The 20,576-nt window shown below is 41.5% G+C and carries 19 protein-coding genes and 1 tRNA gene; 17 read left to right on the forward strand and 3 right to left on the reverse strand.

Features of this window, described 5'->3' with window-relative positions; translation table 11 throughout:
* Positions 1 to 42: 42 nt before the first annotated feature.
* The 16 genes from dprA to HMPREF2613_RS03485 all read left to right on the forward strand — a co-directional run bounded on the left by dprA (position 43) and on the right by HMPREF2613_RS03485 (position 17,774).
* Positions 43 to 891 (forward strand): DNA-processing protein DprA, encoded by an 849-nt coding sequence (gene dprA / locus HMPREF2613_RS03410; protein WP_070478969.1) that lies wholly within the window; start codon positions 43 to 45, stop codon positions 889 to 891.
* 117 nt (positions 892 to 1,008) lie between these two features.
* A complete protein-coding gene (gene topA, locus HMPREF2613_RS03415; protein ID WP_070478972.1) occupies positions 1,009 to 3,096 on the forward strand; it encodes a type I DNA topoisomerase in 2,088 nt (695 codons plus the stop codon).
* A 104-nt stretch (positions 3,097 to 3,200) separates the two neighbouring features.
* Positions 3,201 to 3,560 (forward strand): YbaN family protein, encoded by a 360-nt coding sequence (locus HMPREF2613_RS03420; protein ID WP_042751275.1) that lies wholly within the window; start codon positions 3,201 to 3,203, stop codon positions 3,558 to 3,560.
* Positions 3,561 to 3,652: 92 nt separating this feature from the next.
* Entirely contained in the window at positions 3,653 to 4,285 is a 633-nt protein-coding gene (locus HMPREF2613_RS03425) for a copper homeostasis protein CutC (protein WP_042751274.1), read from the forward strand.
* A 43-nt stretch (positions 4,286 to 4,328) separates the two neighbouring features.
* The gene (locus HMPREF2613_RS03430) at positions 4,329 to 4,985 is read left to right on the forward strand and encodes an MmcQ/YjbR family DNA-binding protein (RefSeq protein WP_070478974.1); all 657 of its coding nucleotides are present in this window, start codon (positions 4,329 to 4,331) and stop codon (positions 4,983 to 4,985) included.
* A 313-nt stretch (positions 4,986 to 5,298) separates the two neighbouring features.
* The gene (locus HMPREF2613_RS03435) at positions 5,299 to 6,861 is read left to right on the forward strand and encodes a 2-isopropylmalate synthase (protein WP_070478977.1); all 1,563 of its coding nucleotides are present in this window, start codon (positions 5,299 to 5,301) and stop codon (positions 6,859 to 6,861) included.
* Positions 6,862 to 6,872: 11 nt separating this feature from the next.
* On the forward strand, positions 6,873 to 7,910 hold the full coding sequence (leuB, locus tag HMPREF2613_RS03440; RefSeq protein WP_070478979.1) for a 3-isopropylmalate dehydrogenase: 1,038 nt from the start codon (positions 6,873 to 6,875) through the stop codon (positions 7,908 to 7,910).
* Entirely contained in the window at positions 7,907 to 8,176 is a 270-nt protein-coding gene (locus tag HMPREF2613_RS03445; protein ID WP_070478981.1) for a DUF1294 domain-containing protein, read from the forward strand. Before leuB ends, HMPREF2613_RS03445 begins: the two co-directional genes overlap by 4 nt.
* Positions 8,177 to 8,179: 3 nt before the next feature.
* Positions 8,180 to 9,562, forward strand: coding sequence for a 3-isopropylmalate dehydratase large subunit (gene leuC / locus HMPREF2613_RS03450; RefSeq protein WP_070478983.1), 1,383 nt, complete (start codon positions 8,180 to 8,182; stop codon positions 9,560 to 9,562).
* Positions 9,563 to 9,571: 9 nt separating this feature from the next.
* Positions 9,572 to 10,165, forward strand: a complete 594-nt coding sequence (gene leuD, locus HMPREF2613_RS03455; RefSeq protein WP_070478986.1) for a 3-isopropylmalate dehydratase small subunit — start codon at positions 9,572 to 9,574, stop codon at positions 10,163 to 10,165.
* 25 nt (positions 10,166 to 10,190) lie between these two features.
* Positions 10,191 to 10,970 (forward strand): L-threonylcarbamoyladenylate synthase, encoded by a 780-nt coding sequence (locus HMPREF2613_RS03460; protein ID WP_070478988.1) that lies wholly within the window; start codon positions 10,191 to 10,193, stop codon positions 10,968 to 10,970.
* 198 nt (positions 10,971 to 11,168) lie between these two features.
* On the forward strand, positions 11,169 to 12,155 hold the full coding sequence (locus HMPREF2613_RS03465) for a GMP reductase (protein ID WP_070478990.1): 987 nt from the start codon (positions 11,169 to 11,171) through the stop codon (positions 12,153 to 12,155).
* 66 nt (positions 12,156 to 12,221) lie between these two features.
* Positions 12,222 to 12,293 (forward strand) — tRNA-Arg (locus HMPREF2613_RS03470).
* A 183-nt stretch (positions 12,294 to 12,476) separates the two neighbouring features.
* Positions 12,477 to 13,175 carry a ribonuclease III gene (gene rnc / locus HMPREF2613_RS03475; RefSeq protein WP_000661487.1) on the forward strand — a complete coding sequence of 233 codons (699 nt, stop codon included), beginning with the start codon at positions 12,477 to 12,479 and terminating at the stop codon, positions 13,173 to 13,175.
* Positions 13,166 to 16,705 (forward strand): chromosome segregation protein SMC, encoded by a 3,540-nt coding sequence (gene smc / locus HMPREF2613_RS03480; protein WP_070478992.1) that lies wholly within the window; start codon positions 13,166 to 13,168, stop codon positions 16,703 to 16,705. Before rnc ends, smc begins: the two co-directional genes overlap by 10 nt.
* 142 nt (positions 16,706 to 16,847) lie before the next feature.
* Positions 16,848 to 17,774 carry a bifunctional riboflavin kinase/FAD synthetase gene (locus tag HMPREF2613_RS03485; protein WP_042751266.1) on the forward strand — a complete coding sequence of 309 codons (927 nt, stop codon included), beginning with the start codon at positions 16,848 to 16,850 and terminating at the stop codon, positions 17,772 to 17,774.
* A gap of 83 nt (positions 17,775 to 17,857) precedes the next feature.
* On the opposite strand, the gene HMPREF2613_RS03490 is transcribed toward HMPREF2613_RS03485, so the two are convergent.
* The 3 genes from HMPREF2613_RS03490 to HMPREF2613_RS11720 are packed head-to-tail and all read right to left on the reverse strand — an operon-like array spanning position 17,858 to position 19,707.
* Positions 17,858 to 18,673, reverse strand: coding sequence for a TIGR03943 family putative permease subunit (locus HMPREF2613_RS03490; protein ID WP_061589780.1), 816 nt, complete (start codon positions 18,671 to 18,673; stop codon positions 17,858 to 17,860).
* Complete coding sequence (locus HMPREF2613_RS03495) at positions 18,670 to 19,575, reverse strand: permease (protein WP_070478994.1); 906 nt, start codon at positions 19,573 to 19,575, stop codon at positions 18,670 to 18,672. The genes HMPREF2613_RS03490 and HMPREF2613_RS03495 overlap by 4 nt, the downstream gene beginning before the upstream one ends.
* Positions 19,576 to 19,707 (reverse strand): SPJ_0845 family protein, encoded by a 132-nt coding sequence (locus HMPREF2613_RS11720; RefSeq protein WP_004234728.1) that lies wholly within the window; start codon positions 19,705 to 19,707, stop codon positions 19,576 to 19,578.
* 155 nt (positions 19,708 to 19,862) lie between these two features.
* Between HMPREF2613_RS11720 and HMPREF2613_RS03505 the strand changes: the two genes are divergently transcribed.
* The gene (locus tag HMPREF2613_RS03505; protein ID WP_004269701.1) at positions 19,863 to 20,243 is read left to right on the forward strand and encodes a PBECR3 domain-containing polyvalent protein; all 381 of its coding nucleotides are present in this window, start codon (positions 19,863 to 19,865) and stop codon (positions 20,241 to 20,243) included.
* Positions 20,244 to 20,576: the final 333 nt, after the last annotated feature.

The raw sequence follows: 20,576 nt of genomic DNA on the forward strand, positions 1-20,576 counted from the left end.
TTACGAATAAATAGATGAGTAGAAAAAGAAATGGAGATATTTATGAAAATCACAAACTATGAAATCTATAAGTTAAAAAAATCAGGTTTGACCAATCAACAGATTTTGAATGTCCTAGAATACGGTGAAAATGTTGATCAAGAACTGTTGTTAGGTGATATTGCAGATATATCAGGTTGCCGAAATCCAGCTGTTTTTATGGAACGTTATTTTCAGATAGATGATGCGCATTTGGAGAAAGAATTTCAAAAATTTCAATCTTTCTCTATTTTAGACGACTGTTACCCTTGGGATTTGAGTGAAATTTATGATGCACCTGTGCTTTTATTTTACAAGGGAAATCTGGATCTCTTGAAATTTCCTAAGGTAGCAGTTGTGGGTAGTCGCGCTTGTAGCAAACAGGGAGCTAAGTCAGTTGAAAAAGTCATTCAGGGTTTGGAAAATGAACTGGTTATCGTCAGTGGATTAGCTAAGGGAATTGACACAGCAGCTCATATGGCAGCTCTTCAGAATGGCGGAAAAACCATTGCAGTGATTGGAACAGGACTGGATGTGTTTTATCCTAAAGCTAATAAACGCTTGCAAGACTACATCGGCAATGACCATCTGGTTCTCAGTGAGTATGGACCTGGTGAACAACCTCTAAAATTTCATTTTCCTGCCCGTAATCGCATCATTGCTGGACTTTGTCGTGGTGTGATTGTAGCAGAGGCTAAGATGCGTTCAGGTAGTCTCATTACCTGTGAGAGGGCAATGGAAGAAGGACGCGATGTTTTTGCTATACCTGGTAGCATTTTAGATGGACTATCTGATGGATGTCATCATTTGATTCAAGAAGGAGGAAAATTGGTCACCAGTGGGCAAGATGTTCTTGCGGAATTTGAATTTTAAGACGAAATTTTGCTTTTTAAACCAACTTTTCTTCTATATATAGTAGCTAAGTCTTGACAGTTATGGCAAAATAGTTTACACTTTATAAAGTTTATTACTTTGAAAAGGTGTGATACTGTGGCTACGGCAACAAAAAAGAAAAAATCAACAGTTAAAAAAAATCTAGTAATCGTGGAGTCGCCTGCTAAGGCCAAGACGATTGAAAAATATCTAGGCAGAAACTACAAGGTTTTAGCCAGTGTCGGGCATATCCGTGATTTGAAGAAATCCAGTATGTCCGTCGATATTGAAAATAATTACGAACCGCAATATATCAATATCCGAGGAAAAGGTCCTCTTATCAATGACTTGAAAAAAGAAGCTAAAAAAGCTAATAAAGTCTTTCTGGCGAGTGACCCGGACCGTGAAGGAGAAGCGATTTCTTGGCATTTGGCTCATATTCTCAACTTGGATGAAAATGATGCCAACCGTGTGGTCTTCAATGAAATCACCAAGGATGCAGTCAAAAATGCTTTTAAAGAACCGCGCAAGATTGATATGGACTTGGTAGATGCCCAACAAGCTCGTCGTGTTTTGGACCGCTTGGTAGGCTATTCGATTTCGCCTATTTTGTGGAAAAAGGTCAAGAAGGGTTTGTCAGCAGGGCGCGTACAGTCCATTGCCCTTAAACTCATCATTGACCGTGAGAATGAAATCAACGCCTTCCAGCCTGAAGAATACTGGACAATTGATGGTGTCTTTAAGAAGGGAACCAAGCAATTTCAGGCTTCCTTCTATGGAGTAGATGGTAAAAAGCTAAAACTGACTAGTAATGATGAGGTCAAGGAAGTCTTATCTCGTCTGACTAGTAAAGATTTTTCAGTAGATCAGGTGGATAAGAAAGAGCGCAAACGCAATGCTCCATTACCCTATACCACTTCATCTATGCAGATGGATGCTGCCAATAAAATCAATTTCCGTACTCGAAAAACCATGATGGTTGCCCAACAGCTCTATGAAGGAATTAATATCGGTTCTGGTGTTCAAGGTTTGATTACCTATATGCGTACCGATTCGACTCGTATCAGTCCTGTAGCGCAGAATGAAGCAGCAAGTTTCATCACGGACCGTTTTGGTAGCAAGTATTCTAAGCATGGTAGCAAGGTCAAAAATGCTTCAGGAGCTCAGGATGCCCACGAGGCTATTCGTCCGTCTAGTGTCTTTAATACACCTGAAAGCATCGCTAAGTATCTGGATAAGGATCAGCTCAAGCTTTATACTCTTATTTGGAATCGTTTTGTAGCTAGCCAGATGACAGCTGCTGTCTTTGATACCATGGCTGTTAAATTGTCTCAAAATGGAGTTCAATTTGCTGCAAATGGTAGTCAGGTTAAGTTTGATGGTTATCTTGCCATTTATAATGATTCTGACAAGAATAAGATGTTACCAGATATGGCTGTGGGAGATGTGGTCAAACAGGTCAATAGCAAACCAGAGCAACATTTCACCCAACCACCTGCCCGTTATTCTGAAGCGACCCTTATCAAGACCTTGGAGGAAAATGGAGTTGGACGTCCGTCAACCTACGCGCCAACCATTGAAACCATTCAGAAACGTTATTATGTTCGCCTTGCAGCCAAACGTTTTGAACCGACAGAGTTGGGAGAAATTGTTAACAAGCTCATCGTTGAATATTTCCCAGATATCGTAAATGTGACCTTTACAGCTGAAATGGAAGGCAAGCTGGATGATGTCGAAGTCGGAAAAGAGCAGTGGCAACGTGTTATAGACTCCTTTTACAAACCATTCTCTAAAGAAGTGGCCAAGGCTGAAGAAGAAATGGGAAAAATCCAGATCAAGGATGAACCAGCTGGATTTGATTGTGAAGTGTGTGGCAGTCCAATGGTTATTAAACTTGGTCGTTTTGGTAAGTTCTACGCTTGTAGCAATTTCCCAGATTGCCGTCATACCCAAGCAATCGTGAAGGAGATTGGTGTTGAGTGTCCAAGTTGTCATCAGGGACAAATCATTGAGCGTAAAACCAAACGTAACCGCCTCTTCTATGGTTGCAATCGCTATCCAGACTGTGAATTTACCTCTTGGGACAAGCCTGTTGGTCGTGACTGTCCAAAATGTGGCAACTTCCTCATGGAGAAAAAAGTCCGTGGTGGTGGCAAGCAGGTTGTATGTAGTAATGGCGACTACGAAGAAGAAAAGATTAAATAAGAGGAGAGTCCTGAAAGTTAATTTCAGGCTCTTTTGGTTAGAACTTGACAAAATTCACCATTGTATGCGAAACTAGAAGAAGATTATTTTAACTAGGAGAAGTTATGCGTATTATTTATCTGATAATTGGTTTTTTATCACTGGTCTTGGCTATTGTTGGGGTTGTTTTACCCTTGTTGCCTACAACGCCTTTTCTTTTGTTGTCTATTGCTTGTTTCTCAAGAAGTTCCAAGCGCTTCGAAGATTGGCTTTATCATACCAAGCTCTATCAAGCATATGTAGCTGATTTTCGCGAGACCAAGTCCATTGCGCGTGAACGTAAGAAAAAAATCATCGTATCTATCTACATCTTGATGGGAATTTCCATTTATTTTGCCCCTCTTTTACCAGTAAAAATCGGTCTGGGAGCTTTGACCATCTTTATCACCTATTATCTCTTCAAGGTCATTCCAGACAAAGAATAGTTAAAATAGTAGTTATTTGCCTTGATAAAATTGAAAGCATATTTACAATAATATGATATAATAAATTCAAAGTAATAATCAAGGAGAATCAAATGATTTACGAATTTTGTGCTGAAAATGTGACCTTGCTTGAAAAAGCGATGCAGGCTGGAGCTCGTCGAATCGAACTCTGTGACAATCTAGCAGTTGGTGGGACAACTCCCAGCTATGGAGTGACCAAGGCAGCGGTTGAATTGGCAGCTAACTACGATACGACCATCATGACCATGATTCGTCCACGTGGTGGCGACTTTGTCTATAATGACCTAGAAATTGATATCATGTTAGAAGACATTCGGTTGACCGCTCAGGCTGGAAGTCAAGGGGTTGTATTTGGGGTTTTAACTGCTGATAAGAAGTTGGATAAGCCTAATCTTGAGAAGTTAATAGCTGCATCAAAAGGAATGGAAATTGTCTTTCACATGGCCTTTGATGAATTGAGCGAAGAAGACCAGTTAGAAGCTATTGACTGGCTCAGCCAAGCTGGTGTCACTCGTATCCTGACTCGCGCGGGTGTATCTGGCGACTCTCTAGACAAACGTTTTGCTCACTATCACAGAATTTTAGAGCACGCTAAAGGTAAGATTGAAATTCTACCAGGTGGGGGGATTGGCCTTGACAACCGTCAAACCTTTATAGACCAGCTTGGCGTGACACAATTACATGGAACTAAGGTTGTCTTTTAAAAAATAGAAAGGAACTGCTAGCCTTGGGTAGCAGTTTTCGCTTATGTTTGAAATATTTAAATCCTATCAGTTTAATCAAGAAAAAGCTTTTGCCTATGGTTTTGTAGAAAATAGTGGAGTCTGGACCTATAGTTGCCAGATTTTGCAAGGTGACTTTGTCATGACTGTATCCATCACTGCTGATAATGTGAGTTTTCAAGTCTTTGACCATGAGACTGGTGACCTCTATCCTCAAGTCCATATGGAAAGTATGAGAGGAAGTTTTGTCGGAAATGTCCGTGAGGCTTGTTTGGAGATTCTTTACCAGATTCGGAAGGCTTGTTTTGAGGTACAGGATTTTATCTGCCCTCAGACTAAGCGAATCATGGTTCAGGTTCAGGAAAAGTATGGAAATCAGTTGGAATATCTATGGGAGAAATCTCCTGATACGGCAGTATTACGTCATGAAGGCAATCAAAAGTGGTATGCCGTTTTGATGAAAATCTCTTGGGAGAAGCTGGAAAAGGGCAGAGAAGGACAGGTGGAAGCAGTCAACCTCAAGCATGACCAAGTAGCTGATTTACTTTCACACAAAGGCGTTTATCCAGCTTTTCATATGAATAAACGTTACTGGATTAGTGTGGCGCTTGATGATGCTTTATCAGATGAAGAAGTGCTAGAATTGATAGAAAAAAGTTGGAACTTAACCACTAAAAAATGAAACATTTCAATATTTTTCAACGACTTTCAATTAGCAAAATATTCTCTACTGAAGAAATTTTCAGAAAATATTGGATTTTTTCTTGACAAGTACTTTTGCCTATGCTAAAATACTAAACAAGATATCAAACGAAGGAGAAAGTCAAACATGAAAACAGCTAAGTTTAATCAATTCGCTTTGTTGTTGAGGTACTCGGGCTAGTGCAAAAAGCATTAGTCCTGTTTGGCTTACCAAGCGGGAGTGAATCAACATCTCGCTTGGGTTTCTGAGCGAGATGTTTTTTTTAAACCATATTTGGAAAAGGGGAAATCTTATGAGAATAGTTGAATTTCTAGATACCAGTCTTCGGGATGGGGAACAGACACCAGGTGTTAACTTTTCAATCAAGGAAAAAATTGCCATAGCAAGACAGCTGGAGAAATGGGGCATTTCAGCCATCGAAGCTGGTTTTCCAGCGGCTAGTCCAGACTCATTTACGGCAGTTCAGGAGATTGCTAAGGCCTTGAAGAAAACAGCGGTGACTGGTTTGGCCCGCTCTGTCAAGTCTGATATTGATGCTTGTTACGAAGCCCTCAAGGATGCCAAGTATCCACAGGTTCATGTCTTTATCGCTACCAGTCCGATTCATCGTAAGTATAAGCTCAATAAGAGCAAGGAAGAGATTTTGGAAGCTATTAAGGAGCATGTTTCCTATGCCTGTTCTAAGTTTGAGGTTGTCGAGTTCTCTCCAGAGGATGCGACCAGAACAGAGTTGGATTTCCTTCTGCAAGTTGTTCAAACAGCGGTTGATGCAGGGGCGTCTTATATCAATATTCCTGATACGGTTGGATTCACCACTCCAGAAGAGTACGGAGCCATCTTCAAATACCTGATTGAGAATGTCAAGACGGATCGTCAGATCATCTATTCACCTCACTGTCATGATGACCTTGGAATGGCAGTGGCTAATAGCCTTGCTGCTGTCAAGAATGGTGCAGGACGTGTTGAAGGGACTATCAACGGTATTGGGGAGCGAGCTGGAAATGCTGCCTTGGAAGAAATAGCAGTGGCTCTCAATATTCGCCAAGATTACTATCAAGCAGAAACTAGTATTGTTTTAAATGAAACCATCAATACTTCTGAAATGGTTTCTCGCTTCTCAGGAATTCCAGTTCCTAAAAACAAGGCTGTGGTCGGTGGCAATGCCTTCTCTCACGAATCTGGTATTCACCAAGACGGAGTCCTTAAAAATCCTCTTACCTATGAAATCATCACCCCTGAATTGGTCGGTGTTAAGAGCAATAGCCTGCCACTTGGAAAATTGTCTGGTCGCCATGCCTTTGTTGAAAAACTAAGAGAATTGGCCCTAGACTTTTCAGAAGAGGATATCAAACCACTCTTTGCTAAGTTCAAGGCACTGGCCGACAAGAAACAAGAAATCACAGACGCAGATATTCGTGCTCTGGTAGCTGGAACCATGGTTGAGAATCCAGAAGGCTTCCACTTTGATGATTTACAACTGCAAACCCATGCAGATAATGACATTGAAGCACTCGTTAGCCTAGCCAATATGGATGGTGAGAAAGTCGAATTTAATGCGACAGGGCAAGGTTCTGTTGAAGCAATCTTTAACGCTATCGATAAGTTCTTTAACCAATCTGTCCGCTTGGTATCCTACACTATTGACGCGGTGACAGATGGAATTGATGCCCAGGCTCGGGTCTTAGTCACTGTTGAAAACAGAGATACAGAAACCATCTTTAATGCAGCAGGGCTTGATTTCGATGTGTTGAAGGCTTCGGCTATTGCCTATATCAATGCCAATACCTTTGTTCAAAAAGAGAATGCTGGTGAGATGGGACGCAGTGTTTCTTACCGCGATATGCCTAGTGTGTAAAGGAGAAGGCTATGACAAAGAAAATAGTAGCTCTAGCAGGGGACGGAATCGGCCCAGAAATCATGGAGGCTAGTTTAGAGGTTCTGGAGGTTCTAGCTGAAAAAACAGGTTTTGACTATGAGATTGACAGACGACCCTTCGGAGGTGCAGGTATTGATGCTGCAGGGCATCCCTTACCTGATGAAACCCTCAAGGCATGTAGAGAAGCAGATGCTATCCTCCTAGCGGCTATCGGTAGTCCTCAGTATGATGGAGCAGCGGTTCGCCCTGAACAAGGCTTGCTAGCTCTCCGTAAGGAACTCAATCTCTATGCCAATATTCGCCCAGTTAAGATTTTTGATAATCTCAAGCATTTGTCACCTCTAAAACCAGAACGAATTGCTGGTGTAGACTTTGTAGTTGTGCGTGAGTTGACAGGAGGGATTTACTTTGGAGATCATATTCTTGAAGAGCGAAAAGCGAGTGATATCAACGACTATAGCTACGAGGAAGTGGAGCGGATTATTCGCAAGGCATTTGAAATCGCAATAAATCGGAGAAAAATTGTTACTAGCATCGATAAGCAAAATGTGTTGGCAACATCAAAACTCTGGAGGAAAGTAGCTGAGGAAGTCGCGCAGGATTTCCCAGATGTAAGCTTGGAGCACCAGCTGGTGGACTCAGCTGCCATGCTTATGATTACCAATCCTGCTAAGTTTGATGTCATCGTGACGGAGAATCTTTTCGGAGATATCTTATCTGATGAATCAAGCGTTCTATCTGGCACACTTGGAGTTATGCCATCAGCCAGTCATTCTGAAAATGGACCAAGCCTTTATGAGCCCATTCACGGTTCAGCACCTGATATCGCAGGGCAAGGAATTGCCAATCCTATTTCCATGATTTTATCAGTGGCCATGATGTTGAGAGATAGTTTCGGACGTCACGATGATGCAGAGCGTATCGAGCGTGCTGTTGAGGCCAGTTTGGCAGCAGGAATTTTAACGAGAGATATAGGAGGACAGGCTTCGACCAAGGAAATGACGGAAGCTATTATTGCAAGGTTATGAAGTTAGACGAAAAAATTACTCTAGTCCTTTTGATTTGGAATGTCATGGTTTTCTTGATTTATGGTATTGATAAATCCAAGGCAAGGAGAAGAGCTTGGCGCATCCCAGAAAAAATCTTACTCATTTTAGCCTTTACTTGTGGTGGTTTTGGGGCTTGGTTAGCAGGAATTACTTTTCATCACAAGACTAGGAAATGGTACTTTAAGACAGTTTGGTTTCTCGGGATGGTGACCACACTAGGAGCCTTATATGTTATTTGGAGGTAATGGATGGCAGGAAAATCGATTTTTGATAAATTATGGGACCGTCATGTCATCACAGGAGAAGAGGGGCAGCCCCAACTCATGTATGTGGACCAGCATTATATCCACGAGGTGACTAGCCCGCAAGCTTTTCAAGGACTGCGAGACGCAGGTCGCAGATTGAGACGACCAGACTTGACATTTGGAACTTTCGATCATAATGTTCCGACCGTCAATATCTACGATATTCGAGATGTGATTTCTAAAGCGCAAATTGATAAGCTTGCTGAAAATGTTGAGGAGTTTGGGATTGAACATGCTGCTCACGGTTCTGAAAAGCAGGGAATCGTTCACATGGTAGGTCCAGAAACAGGACGAACCCAACCAGGAAAATTCATCGTCTGTGGAGACAGCCATACAGCAACCCACGGAGCATTCGGAGCAATTGCCTTTGGAATTGGGACCAGTGAGGTCGAACATGTCTTTGCGACACAGACCCTCTGGCAGGTCAAACCCAAGAAAATGCTGGTGGAATTCACTGGTGTTCGTCAAAAAGGAGTTTATTCTAAGGATTACATTCTCGCCTTGATTGCCAAGTACGGCGTTGCTTGCGGCGTTGGCTACGTGGTGGAATATCGTGGACAAGCTATTGATGCGCTGAGCATGGAAGAGCGAATGACCATCTGCAATATGTCCATCGAGTTTGGATCCAAGATGGGAATCATGAATCCGGATCAAACCACCTATGATTATCTCAAGGGACGGGAATGTGTTCCCGAAGCTTTTGAGGATGCGGTTGCTGACTGGAAGACGCTTGTCAGTGATGATGATGCCGTTTATGATAAGGTTATCAAGATGGATGTCTCAGACTTAGCTCCTATGGTAACATGGGGAACCAATCCCGCTATGGGGGTTGACTTTGACAGTAGATTCCCAGAAATTAAGGATATGAATGATGAGAGAGCCTACAATTACATGGACTTGGAGCCTGGTCAAAAGCCAGCGGATATTGAACTAGGCTATATCTTTATTGGCTCATGTACCAATGCTCGACTCAGCGACCTACAACTGGCTGCTCGGTTTGTCAAAGGGAAGAAAATTGCTCCCAACTTAACGGCTATTGTAGTCCCAGGCTCTCGTCCTGTCAAACGAGCTGCTGAGAAGTTAGGCTTGGACAAGGTTTTCCTAGATGCTGGCTTTGAGTGGAGAGACCCCGGTTGCTCCATGTGCCTTGGAATGAATCCAGACAAGGTACCTGATGGCGTCCACTGCGCCTCAACCAGCAACCGAAACTTTGAAGACAGACAAGGCTTTGGCGCTAAGACTCATCTCTGCAGTCCAGCCATGGCAGCTGCGGCAGCTATTGCAGGGCGCTTCGTAGATGTTCGGCAAATGCCAGAAGCCCAGTAAGGAGAGGATATGGAGAAATTTACAGTTTATACGGGAACGACCGTTCCTCTCATGAATGATAACATCGATACCGACCAAATCCTACCCAAGCAGTTTCTCAAGTTAATTGATAAGAAAGGCTTTGGTAAGTACCTTATGTATGCGTGGCGTTATCTAGATGACAAGTATACTGAGGATCCAGACTTTGTCTTTAACCGACCTGAATATCGAAAAGCCAGTATTCTCATCTCAGGGGATAACTTTGGGGCAGGTTCTTCGAGGGAACACGCAGCTTGGGCACTAGCAGACTACGGTTTTAAGGTCGTGATTGCAGGATCTTTCGGTGACATTCATTACAATAATGAACTCAATAATGGTATGTTGCCTATTGTTCAGTCCAGAGAGGTTAGAGAAAAGCTAGCCCAGCTTAAACCAACCGATCAGGTAACTGTGGACTTGGAACAACAAAAAATCATCTCACCAGTTGGAGAATTCACTTTTGAAATTGATAGCGAATGGAAACACAAACTCTTAAATGGTTTGGATGATATCGGTATTACCTTGCAGTATGAAGATTTGATTGCTGCTTATGAAAAACAACGACCAGCCTATTGGCAGGATTAGAAAAAATAGAAAAGGAAATAGAACTATGACAAAACATATTCAATGGAACGGAACACTTTCACAAGAAGGTTATGATATTTTAAAAGGGGAGGGCGGATGTATCGTTTGCCCTACTAAAGTTGGTTACATTATCATGACTAGCGACAAGGCAGGACTTGAGCGCAAGTTCGCAGCCAAAGAACGTAACCGTAACAAACCAGGTGTTGTTCTCTGCGGTAGCATGGATGAGCTTCGCGCTTTAGCACAACTCAACCCAGAAATTGAAGCCTTTTACCAAAAACATTGGGACGAAGATATTCTTCTTGGCTGTATCCTTCCTTGGAAACCAGAAGCCTTTGAAGAACTCAAAGCATACGGTGATAGCCGTGAAGAACTTATGACTGACGTGCGTGGTACTAGCTGTTTTGTTATCAAATTCGGGAAAGCTGGTGAACAATTAGCTGCCAAACTTTGGGAAGAAGGCAAGATGGTCTATGCCTCATCTGCAAACCCATCTGGAAAAGGAAACCGTGGTAAGGTAGAAGGAATCGGAGAACGCATCGAAGGAGCAGTTGACCTTGTTATCGAGGCAGACGACTATGTGGCATCAATCCAGCCTGACAAAACGATTGAAACACGCTACGAGCAAGGTGTGATGGTATCTATGGTAGATAAAGACGGCAAACTAATTCCTGAACAAGGAGGAGCACGTTCAACTTCACCAGCTCCAGTTGTGATCCGTAAAGGGCTTGACATTGATAAAATCATGATGCACCTGTCAGACACCTTTAACTCATGGGACTACCGTCAGGGTGAGTATTATTAGAATGTAGGAAGTGGGGAGAAAATAATTTCTCCTCTTTTTTTTATTATTTACATAAGGAAATCCGAACATTATAATTTAATTTATAAAAATATTTGACAAAAACTGTACTTTGATTTATAATTAATTAAGGAAACGTCGGAAAAGGCGTAGAGATGCGCAAGCATAGGTAGGTCATTACAAAAGAAACGAGACATCGATATGTTAAATGAATTTCCAATTTTTGATTACGAAGATATTCAATTGATTCCAAATAAATGTGTCATTAAAAGCCGTGCAGAAGCAGATACAAGTGTCACTCTAGGAAATCACACCTTTAAACTACCTGTTGTGCCAGCTAATATGCAGACGATTTTGGATGAAAATGTAGCAGAGCAACTTGCTAAAGGTGGTTACTTCTACATTATGCATCGTTTTGATGAGGCAGGACGTATTCCTTTTATTAAACGCATGCACGATCAAGGGCTCATTGCTTCTATCTCTGTCGGTGTTAAGGATTATGAGTATGATTTTGTCAACCAGCTCAAGGCTGATGCTCCTGAGTACATCACGATTGACATTGCCCATGGTCATGCGGATAGCGTGATTTCTATGATTCAACACATCAAGAAAGAATTGCCAGATACTTTTGTTATTGCTGGAAATGTAGGAACACCAGAAGCTGTCCGTGAATTGGAAAATGCTGGTGCGGATGCTACTAAGGTCGGAATTGGTCCTGGTAAGGTTTGTATCACCAAGGTTAAGACTGGTTTTGGTACAGGTGGTTGGCAGTTGGCTGCTCTACGCTGGTGTGCTAAGGCTGCTCGTAAACCGATTATCGCTGATGGAGGAATTCGTACTCACGGCGATATTGCCAAGTCTATCCGTTTCGGTGCCAGCATGGTCATGATTGGTTCCCTCTTTGCAGGACACATCGAAAGTCCAGGGAAAACGATTGAAGTCGATGGTGAACAGTTCAAAGAATATTACGGTTCAGCCTCGCAATATCAAAAAGGTGCTTACAAAAATGTGGAAGGCAAACGTATCTTGCTTCCTGCCAAAGGTCATCTGCAAGACACTTTAACTGAGATGGAACAAGACCTTCAAAGTGCTATTTCTTATGCAGGTGGACGTCAGGTTGCTGACCTTAAACACGTTGATTATGTTATCGTGAAAAACTCAATCTGGAATGGGGATGCTTCCCACTAAGACAGGCTATATGGCCAGAAAAAAACTTGTTATTAGAGCAAATTTCTGTTATAATAAAACAAGTTTCCACCCTTAGTGTAATGGATATCACGTAAGATTCCGGTTCTTGAGATGGGGGTTCGATTCCCTCAGGGTGGATGTAAACATCCTAAAAAAGCCTTTAATAGGGCTTTTTTCTTTACACAGCCCTAAATTGGCCCTTAAAACTGAAAATCTCTTTTTAAAGAATGCCCAAATGCTTTCCAGTCCCATTTTAAAGTGACTCAGGGGGCTTTTTTTGATATAATAAAAAGGACTGTTATCAGTTAGAAAGAGGTTGGTATGAAAGAATTACAAACTGTACTTAAAAACCATTTTGCAATCGAATTTGCAGACAAAAATTTACTGGAAACTGCCTTTACTCATACGAGTTATGCCAATGAGCACCGCCTCTTAAAAATTTCACACAATGAACGCTTGGAATTTTTAGGAGACGCTGTTCTACAGTTATTGATTTCAGAATATCTGTATAAAAAATATCCTAAAAAACCTGAGGGTGACTTGTCTAAACTCCGTGCCATGATTGTCCGTGAGGAGAGTTTGGCTGGTTTTGCGCGTGATTGCCAGTTTGATCAGTTTATCAAACTTGGTAAAGGGGAAGAAAAATCTGGTGGACGCAATCGTGATACCATTCTTGGTGATGCCTTTGAAGCCTTTCTTGGTGCCCTCCTTTTGGACAAGGATGTGGCCAAGGTCAAGGAATTTATCTACCAAGTCATGATTCCTAAGGTTGAAGCAGGCGAGTTTGAGATGATTACAGACTACAAAACCCATCTCCAAGAGTTACTTCAGGTCAATGGAGATGTGGCTATTCGTTATCAGGTGATTTCTGAAACGGGTCCTGCTCACGATAAGGTCTTTGATGTAGAAGTTCTGGTTGAAGGCAAGAGCATTGGTCAAGGTCAAGGTCGTTCGAAAAAATTGGCAGAGCAGGAAGCTGCTAAAAATGCCGTTGAGAAAGGGCTGGATTCATGTATTTAAAGGAAATCGAAATTCAGGGATTCAAGTCTTTTGCTGACAAGACTAAAGTCGTCTTTGACCAAGGGGTTACGGCAGTTGTGGGTCCAAATGGATCAGGAAAGTCGAATATTACAGAAAGTCTGCGTTGGGCCTTGGGGGAGTCTAGTGTCAAGAGTCTCCGTGGTGGCAAGATGCCAGATGTCATCTTTGCTGGAACAGAAAGTCGCAAACCGCTCAATTATGCTTCTGTAGTTGTGACTTTGGATAATAATGACGGATTTATCAAGGATGCAGGCCAAGAAATCAGGGTAGAACGCCATATCTACCGTAGTGGAGATAGCGAATACAAGATTGACGGCAAGAAAGTCCGTCTGCGTGATATTCATGATCTTTTCTTGGATACAGGTTTGGGACGAGATTCCTTCTCTATCATTTCCCAAGGGAAGGTTGAGGAGATTTTCAACTCCAAGCCTGAAGAACGCAGAGCTATTTTTGAAGAAGCTGCAGGAGTTTTAAAATACAAGACTCGTCGAAAAGAAACTGAGAGTAAACTACAACAAACTCAGGATAATTTAGACCGCTTAGAGGACATTATCTACGAGTTGGACAATCAAATCAAGCCTCTTGAGAAGCAAGCTGAAAATGCTCGTAAATTTCTAGACTTGGAAGGACAACGCAAGGCTATTTATTTAGACGTTCTGGTTGCTCAAATCAATGAAAATAAAGCTGAACTAGACTCGACAGAAGAAGAGTTAGCTCAGGTTCAGGAACTCTTGATGAGCTATTACCAAAAGCGTGAAAAATTAGAAGAAGAAAATCAAACTCTTAAAAAGCAACGCCAAGATTTACAGGCTGAAATGGCCAAAGACCAAGTCAGTTTGATGGATTTGACCAGTCTGATTAGTGATTTAGAGAGAAAATTAGCCCTATCGAAACTGGAATCTGAGCAAGTAGCTCTGAATCAACAGGAAGCACAAGCTCGTTTGGCTGCTTTGGAGGATAAGAGAAATTCACTCAGCAAAGAAAAATCTGATAAGGAAAGCTCTTTAGCTCTCTTAGAAGAAAATCTAGTCCAAAATAATCAAAAACTTAATCGTTTAGAAGCTGAGTTGCTGGCTTTTTCAGATGATCCTGATCAGATGATTGAGCTATTACGTGAACGCTTTGTGGCGCTTTTACAAGAAGAAGCGGATGTCTCAAACCAACTGACTCGCATCGAGAATGAGTTGGAAAATAGTCGTCAGCTTTCTCAAAAACAAGCAGATCAATTAGAAAAGCTGAAAGAACAGTTGGCTACAGCTAAAGAGAAGGCTAGTCAGCAAAAGGCGGATCTTGAAACTGCCAAGGAGCAAGTTCAAAAATTATTGGCTGACTATCAAGCTATTGCCAAGGAGCAAGAGGAGCAGAAATCTTCCTATCAAGCTCAACAAAGTCAACTATTTGACCGTCTGGATAATCTCAAAAACAAGCAGGCCAGAGCTCAGAGTTTGGAAAATATTCTGAGAAATCATAGTAACTTTTATGCCGGTGTTAAGAGTGTTCTCCAAGAAAAAGCTCGCCTTGGTGGGATTATTGGTGCAGTCAGTGAGCACTTGACCTTTGATGTGCATTATCAAACTGCTCTGGAAATCGCACTGGGAGCGAGCGGTCAGCATATCATCGTAGAAGATGAACATGCAGCAACTAGAGCAATTGATTTTCTCAAACGAACTAGAGCTGGTCGTGCGACCTTCCTTCCTTTGACCACTATTAAGGCGCGTACGATTTCTAGTCAGAACCAAGATGCTATTGCTACAAGTCCAGGATTTCTGGGTATGGCTGATGAGCTGGTGACATTCGATACTAGACTGGAAGCCATTTTCAAGAATTTGCTAGCTACGACGGCTATCTTTGATACCGTAGAACAGGCTCGTGCGGCTGCTCGCCAGGTTCGTTACCAGGTCCGTATGGTGACATTGGATGGGACAGAGCTGCGCACAGGTGGTTCCTATGCAGGTGGAGCCAACCGCCAGAATAACAGTATTTTTATCAAGCCAGAACTGGAGCAATTACAAAAAGAAATTGCTGAAGAAGAAGCAAGTCTTCGTTCAGAAGAAGCATCTTTGAAGACCTTGCAAGACCAGATGGCTAGATTGACCGAATCATTAGAAGCCATCAAATCTCAAGGAGAGCAGGCACGTATTCAGGAACAGGGCTTGTCCCTCGCTTATCAGCAAACCAGTCAGCAAGTTGAAGAACTGGAAACTCTTTGGAAACTCCAAGAAGAGGAATTAAATCGTCTTTCTGAGGGAGATTGGCAAGCAGACAAGGAAAAATGCCAAGAGCGTCTTGCTACAATCGCAAGTGACAAGCAAAATCTGGAAGCTGAGATTGAAGAGATTAAGTCTAATAAAAACGCCATCCAAGAACGCTATCAAAACTTGCAGGAAGAGGTAGCGCAAGCTCGCTTGCTTAAGACAGAACTGCAAGGACAAAAACGTTATGAAGTAGCTGATATTGAACGTCTAGGCAAGGAATTAGACAATTTTGATATCGAACAAGAGGAAATCCAGCGCCTTCTCCAAGAAAAAGTTGACAATCTTGAGAAAGTTGATACGGATTTGCTCAGTCAACAGGCTGATGAAGCCAAAATTCAGAAAACAAATCTCCAACAAGGTTTGATTCGCAAGCAGTTTGAGTTGGATGATATTGAAGGTCAACTGGATGATATTGCTAGTCATTTGGATCAGGCTCGCCAGCAGAATGAAGAGTGGATTCGTAAGCAAACTCGTGCTGAAGCCAAGAAAGAAAAGGTCAGCGAGCGCTTGCGCTATCTACAGAGTCAGCTAACAGACCAGTATCAGATTAGCTATACAGAAGCTTTAGAAAAGTCTCATGAGTTGGAGAATCTCAATCTGGCAGAGCAAGAGGTTAAAGATTTAGAGAAGGCTATTCGATCACTGGGTCCTGTCAACTTAGAAGCTATTGAACAGTACGAAGAAGTTCACAACCGTCTGGATTTCCTAAATAGCCAGCGAGATGATATTTTATCAGCGAAAAATCTACTCCTAGAGACTATCACAGAGATGAATGATGAGGTTAAGGAACGCTTTAAATCAACCTTTGAGGCCATTCGTGAGTCCTTTAAAGTGACCTTCAAGCAGATGTTTGGCGGAGGTCAGGCTGACCTGATTTTGACTGAAGGAGACCTTCTGACAGCTGGGGTTGAGATTTCTGTTCAACCACCAGGTAAGAAAATCCAATCACTCAACCTCATGAGTGGTGGTGAAAAAGCTCTATCGGCTCTTGCTTTGCTTTTCTCCATTATCCGTGTCAAGACTATTCCGTTTGTCATCTTGGATGAGGTAGAGGCTGCGCTTGACGAAGCCAATGTTAAACGTTTTGGGGATTACCTCAACCGCTTTGACAAGGACAGCCAGTTTATCGTCGTAACCCACCGTAAGGGAACCATGGCAGCGGCTGATTCCATCTATGGAGTGACTATGCAAGAATCAGGTGTCTCAAAAATTGTTTCGGTGAAGTTAAAAGATTTGGAAGAAACAGTAGACTAGTTACCAAACGATAGCATCTCTTAGGGATGCTATTTTTTAAAACTAACATCTTGAATGATTTTTTAAGGTCAGTTCAGGAGTAAAAGACGACATTTGGGATTTCCTTTTAGCGAAAAGGCTTTCTCTATGATATAATAGTTTCATGATTACAACAGTACCTATAAAAAATGAAAAAGACATCGCAGTACCTGATAAAACAGTTCTTGTATTAGGCTATTTTGACGGTATTCATAAGGGACATCAGAAGCTTTTTGAAGTAGCTAGCAAGGCTTCTATGAAAGAATATCTACCAGTTGTCGTGATGACCTTTACAGAGTCGCCTAAGCTCGCATTACAGCCTTACAAGCCAGAATTAATGCTTCATATTGTCAGCCATGAAGAACGGGAACATAAGATGAAATGGCATGGAGTAGAGGCTCTTTTCTTACTTGACTTTAGTAGTAAATTTGCTAGTTTAACGGGTCAAGAGTTCTTTGATACCTATGTTAGAGCATTAAAACCAGCGATTATCGTAGCGGGATTTGATTACACGTTTGGTTCTGATAAGAAAACTGCGGATGATTTGAAGGATTATTTTGATGGAGAAATCATCATTGTTCCTCCTGTTGAGGATGAAAAGGGGAAAATTAGTTCTACTCGTATTCGTCAAGCTATTCTGGATGGAGATGTCAGAGAAGCTGCTCATTTACTTGGCACCCCTCTACCATCACGTGGAATGGTTGTTCATGGGAATGCTCGTGGACGTACGATCGGTTATCCAACAGCAAACTTAGTTTTAAGAGATCGAACCTATATGCCAGCAGATGGTGTTTACGTAGTCGATATCGAAGTGCAGCGTAAAAGATATCGTGGAATGGCGAGTGTCGGGAAAAATGTTACTTTCGATGGAGAAGAGCCACGTTTTGAAGTCAATATTTTTGATTTTTCAGATGACATTTACGGTGAAACAGTTATTGTTTACTGGCTAGACCGTGTCCGTGAAATGGTCAAATTTGACTCTGTTGAAGAACTGGTAGATCAACTCCAGAAGGATGAAGAAATTGCTCGGAATTGGAAGGATGCTGAGTAGGAAATCGGAGTTTTATATAAAATTATCCATACTTTAGATTATTATTTCTAAATAGAAAAAGTAGCCCTTTCCAGGCTACTTTTTTAAAACACGCGATACACATAGGGATTCTCTGGTTTATCGACTTTGGTAAAGCTGTCAATTTCCAATGTTGGGAGGTTTTGTTTGAGTTCTTTATGATAGTGATTGACCAGTTTTCCTTTGGCTGTTATCCAGGTGTTATTCTCATATTGACGGGTATTTCCCTTGGTCAACAAACCATAGACACCAGAATCTGCGATACAGTGAATAATGCCGAAGCGGAACAGAAATTGGCTATTGGCATGACTGGGGTCGTTATAGACAAAGCCTGTAAACTGGACTGTCTTGCCTTCAAACTCATCTGGATAGTCGTAGATAGCCTCCATGACTTCCATATAGTTTTCGTTAGTAATGTAAATGCTATCTTGGGACAAGTATTTATCCGCTGCAGTTCGCATTTCCTTTTCATAAGCTGATTTTGAAAAATAAGAACTGGTATCTGGTTTCAAATATTGGCTTGTAGTCCCTTCACTGGTCTGAATGGCTTGATCCGTGCCTTCTGATAAGGGGAAATGATAGCCTTTTGCTGAAACGGTCTGAGAATCCAAGCTAACAGTTGGAAAAGTTAAGCCGACTACAATTGGAATGGCCAGAAGAGCAATACTCGTCACCTTTGCCAATCGGCTATTCAGATGACTGTGGGTTTTGACTTGCTTCATCCAGATATACAATTGAACAATAGCCAAGATAAAGGAAAGCACCATGGAAATATAGGCCAGATAGGAATAGTGCATGTTGATGTACTGGTTTAATTTGCCCGACAGATGGAGATAAATGGTCAGTTCAAAATAGCCAGCTAAAACTAAAAATCGAATCATAGGATGACTCCAATCAAGAGAGAATACACTAAGACGACAAGAGTCACAATCGTTATGAAGTGACTGATAAATCGTGCTTTCAAGTAATTTTTCATCATGAGAATATTTTTGATATCCAGCATTGGACCAATGACGAGAAAGGCCAGAACTGGTGCCAAGCCGAAACTCGAGAGAAGAGAAGCTCCGATAAAAGCATCAGCCTCACTACAGAGAGAAAGAAGAAAGGCCAAAAGCATCAAGAGTAGGATGGCAAAAAGAGGGGTCGCACTGATAGAGGTCAGAATCCGTGTCGGAACATAGACCTGTATTATAGAGGCGAAGAGACAACCAAATACCAAATAACGCCCCGTATCAAAAAATTCATCAATGGCTTGCACAAAGACCTGAAAAACTTTTTTTGCAGGTCTCAAGTGAGAAAAATCGTGTTCATGACAGGCCAAACGATTTTCTTTTTGAATCGATTCTTGCCAGAAAAATCCCAGAAAAATCCCAAGTATCACAGCTACAAGAATAGAACCAAGAGCTCGTAAAAGGGCGATATGGAAGGAGTTGCCAAAGGCAGAATAGGTCGCAAAGAGAACAATAGGATTGATAACAGGTGCTGTTACGAGAAAGGGAACGGCTGTGTAACTGGGAACCTTCTTTTCCAGAAAACGATTGATAATGGGGACAATTCCACATTCACAAGAGGGAAAAAGCATCCCGACGAAGGTGCCAAAAAAGATTCTCCCCCAACGATTTCGAGGGAGAAAATGATAAACCTTGTCAGGTGTGATATAAACCTCAATCAGTCCTGAGACAATACTTCCTATCAGAACGAAGGGTAGGGCTTCAATGATAATGGAGAGAAAAATAGCCCCAGTCTGAAGCACACTAGACGGGAGTTGTTGGAAAGCAGTCATCTAGTTTTTCTTTTCTGCTTTGGCTTTTTTCTCTTTGTCATCAGGGAAAGTGACTTGTTTCAAATCAGGGAGTTTCGCAAACTCTTCAAACATCTTGTCCAAGTCATCCGTTTTTGTAAATTTTACAGCCATAGGTGCACCTCGATTCTAAATTCTACCTCTATTATACTATTATTTTAAGGAAAAGGGAAAAGTTAAAATTGAGGATCTAACGAATAATAGAGCGTGATATATCCTAATATACACTATGATTGTGATATAATAATTTTGGAATAACGGAGGAAATGATGGAACATAAAAAGATCGGTCAGGTGACTGACGAAGTAAAAGAAATTTTTAATATTGTTCTTGAAGCTAGTGATATCAAAGTTAACAAAGAAGGTTTAAGAAGTCATATGTTGAAACGGCATCATAATGATGTGATTCATCATATTGAAGACCTGGAACTTATACTAAGTAATCCAGATTTCGTTGGGGTCAATCCACGAGAGAAAGATGCTAGTTTTGAATATGTTAAAAGATTTGATGATAATGTTCTTGTTGCCATCAAGTTACATAAAAGTGGAGATTTCTTTTATGTTCCGACCATGTATCGCTTACAAGATTTCAAGTTACAAAGTCGTATCAAGTCTGGTAGATTGAGAAAACTTGACAAAAAAAGTAGATAGTGCTAGAATAACATTAACGAAAGACATTTGAGGGCAGAAAGGTTCCTGCCGCACCTTGAAAAAGGTATCTGAGATGCTGGGTACACCGACCAGCCAAGTGGCCGTTATTTCAAAGGAGGGAGCTTAAATGCTCCTTTTTTGTTTAAAATTTCAAAATAGATTACACTCACCGCAGGATCAGGCTTGAGGTCTTTTTATTTGCTCTGAAAATTGATTCGTTAACTTCAACAAATAGCTTTATATAGTGTTTTGTAAAAAATAAAAACAGTAAAATTACTCATAGATTCTTTTGTAATCTAGTAGAATTTTAAATTGAAACCTTCTCAATAAATA

Source organism: Streptococcus sp. HMSC070B10 (genome assembly GCF_001808665.1).
Taxonomy (GTDB): Bacteria; Bacillota; Bacilli; order Lactobacillales; family Streptococcaceae; genus Streptococcus.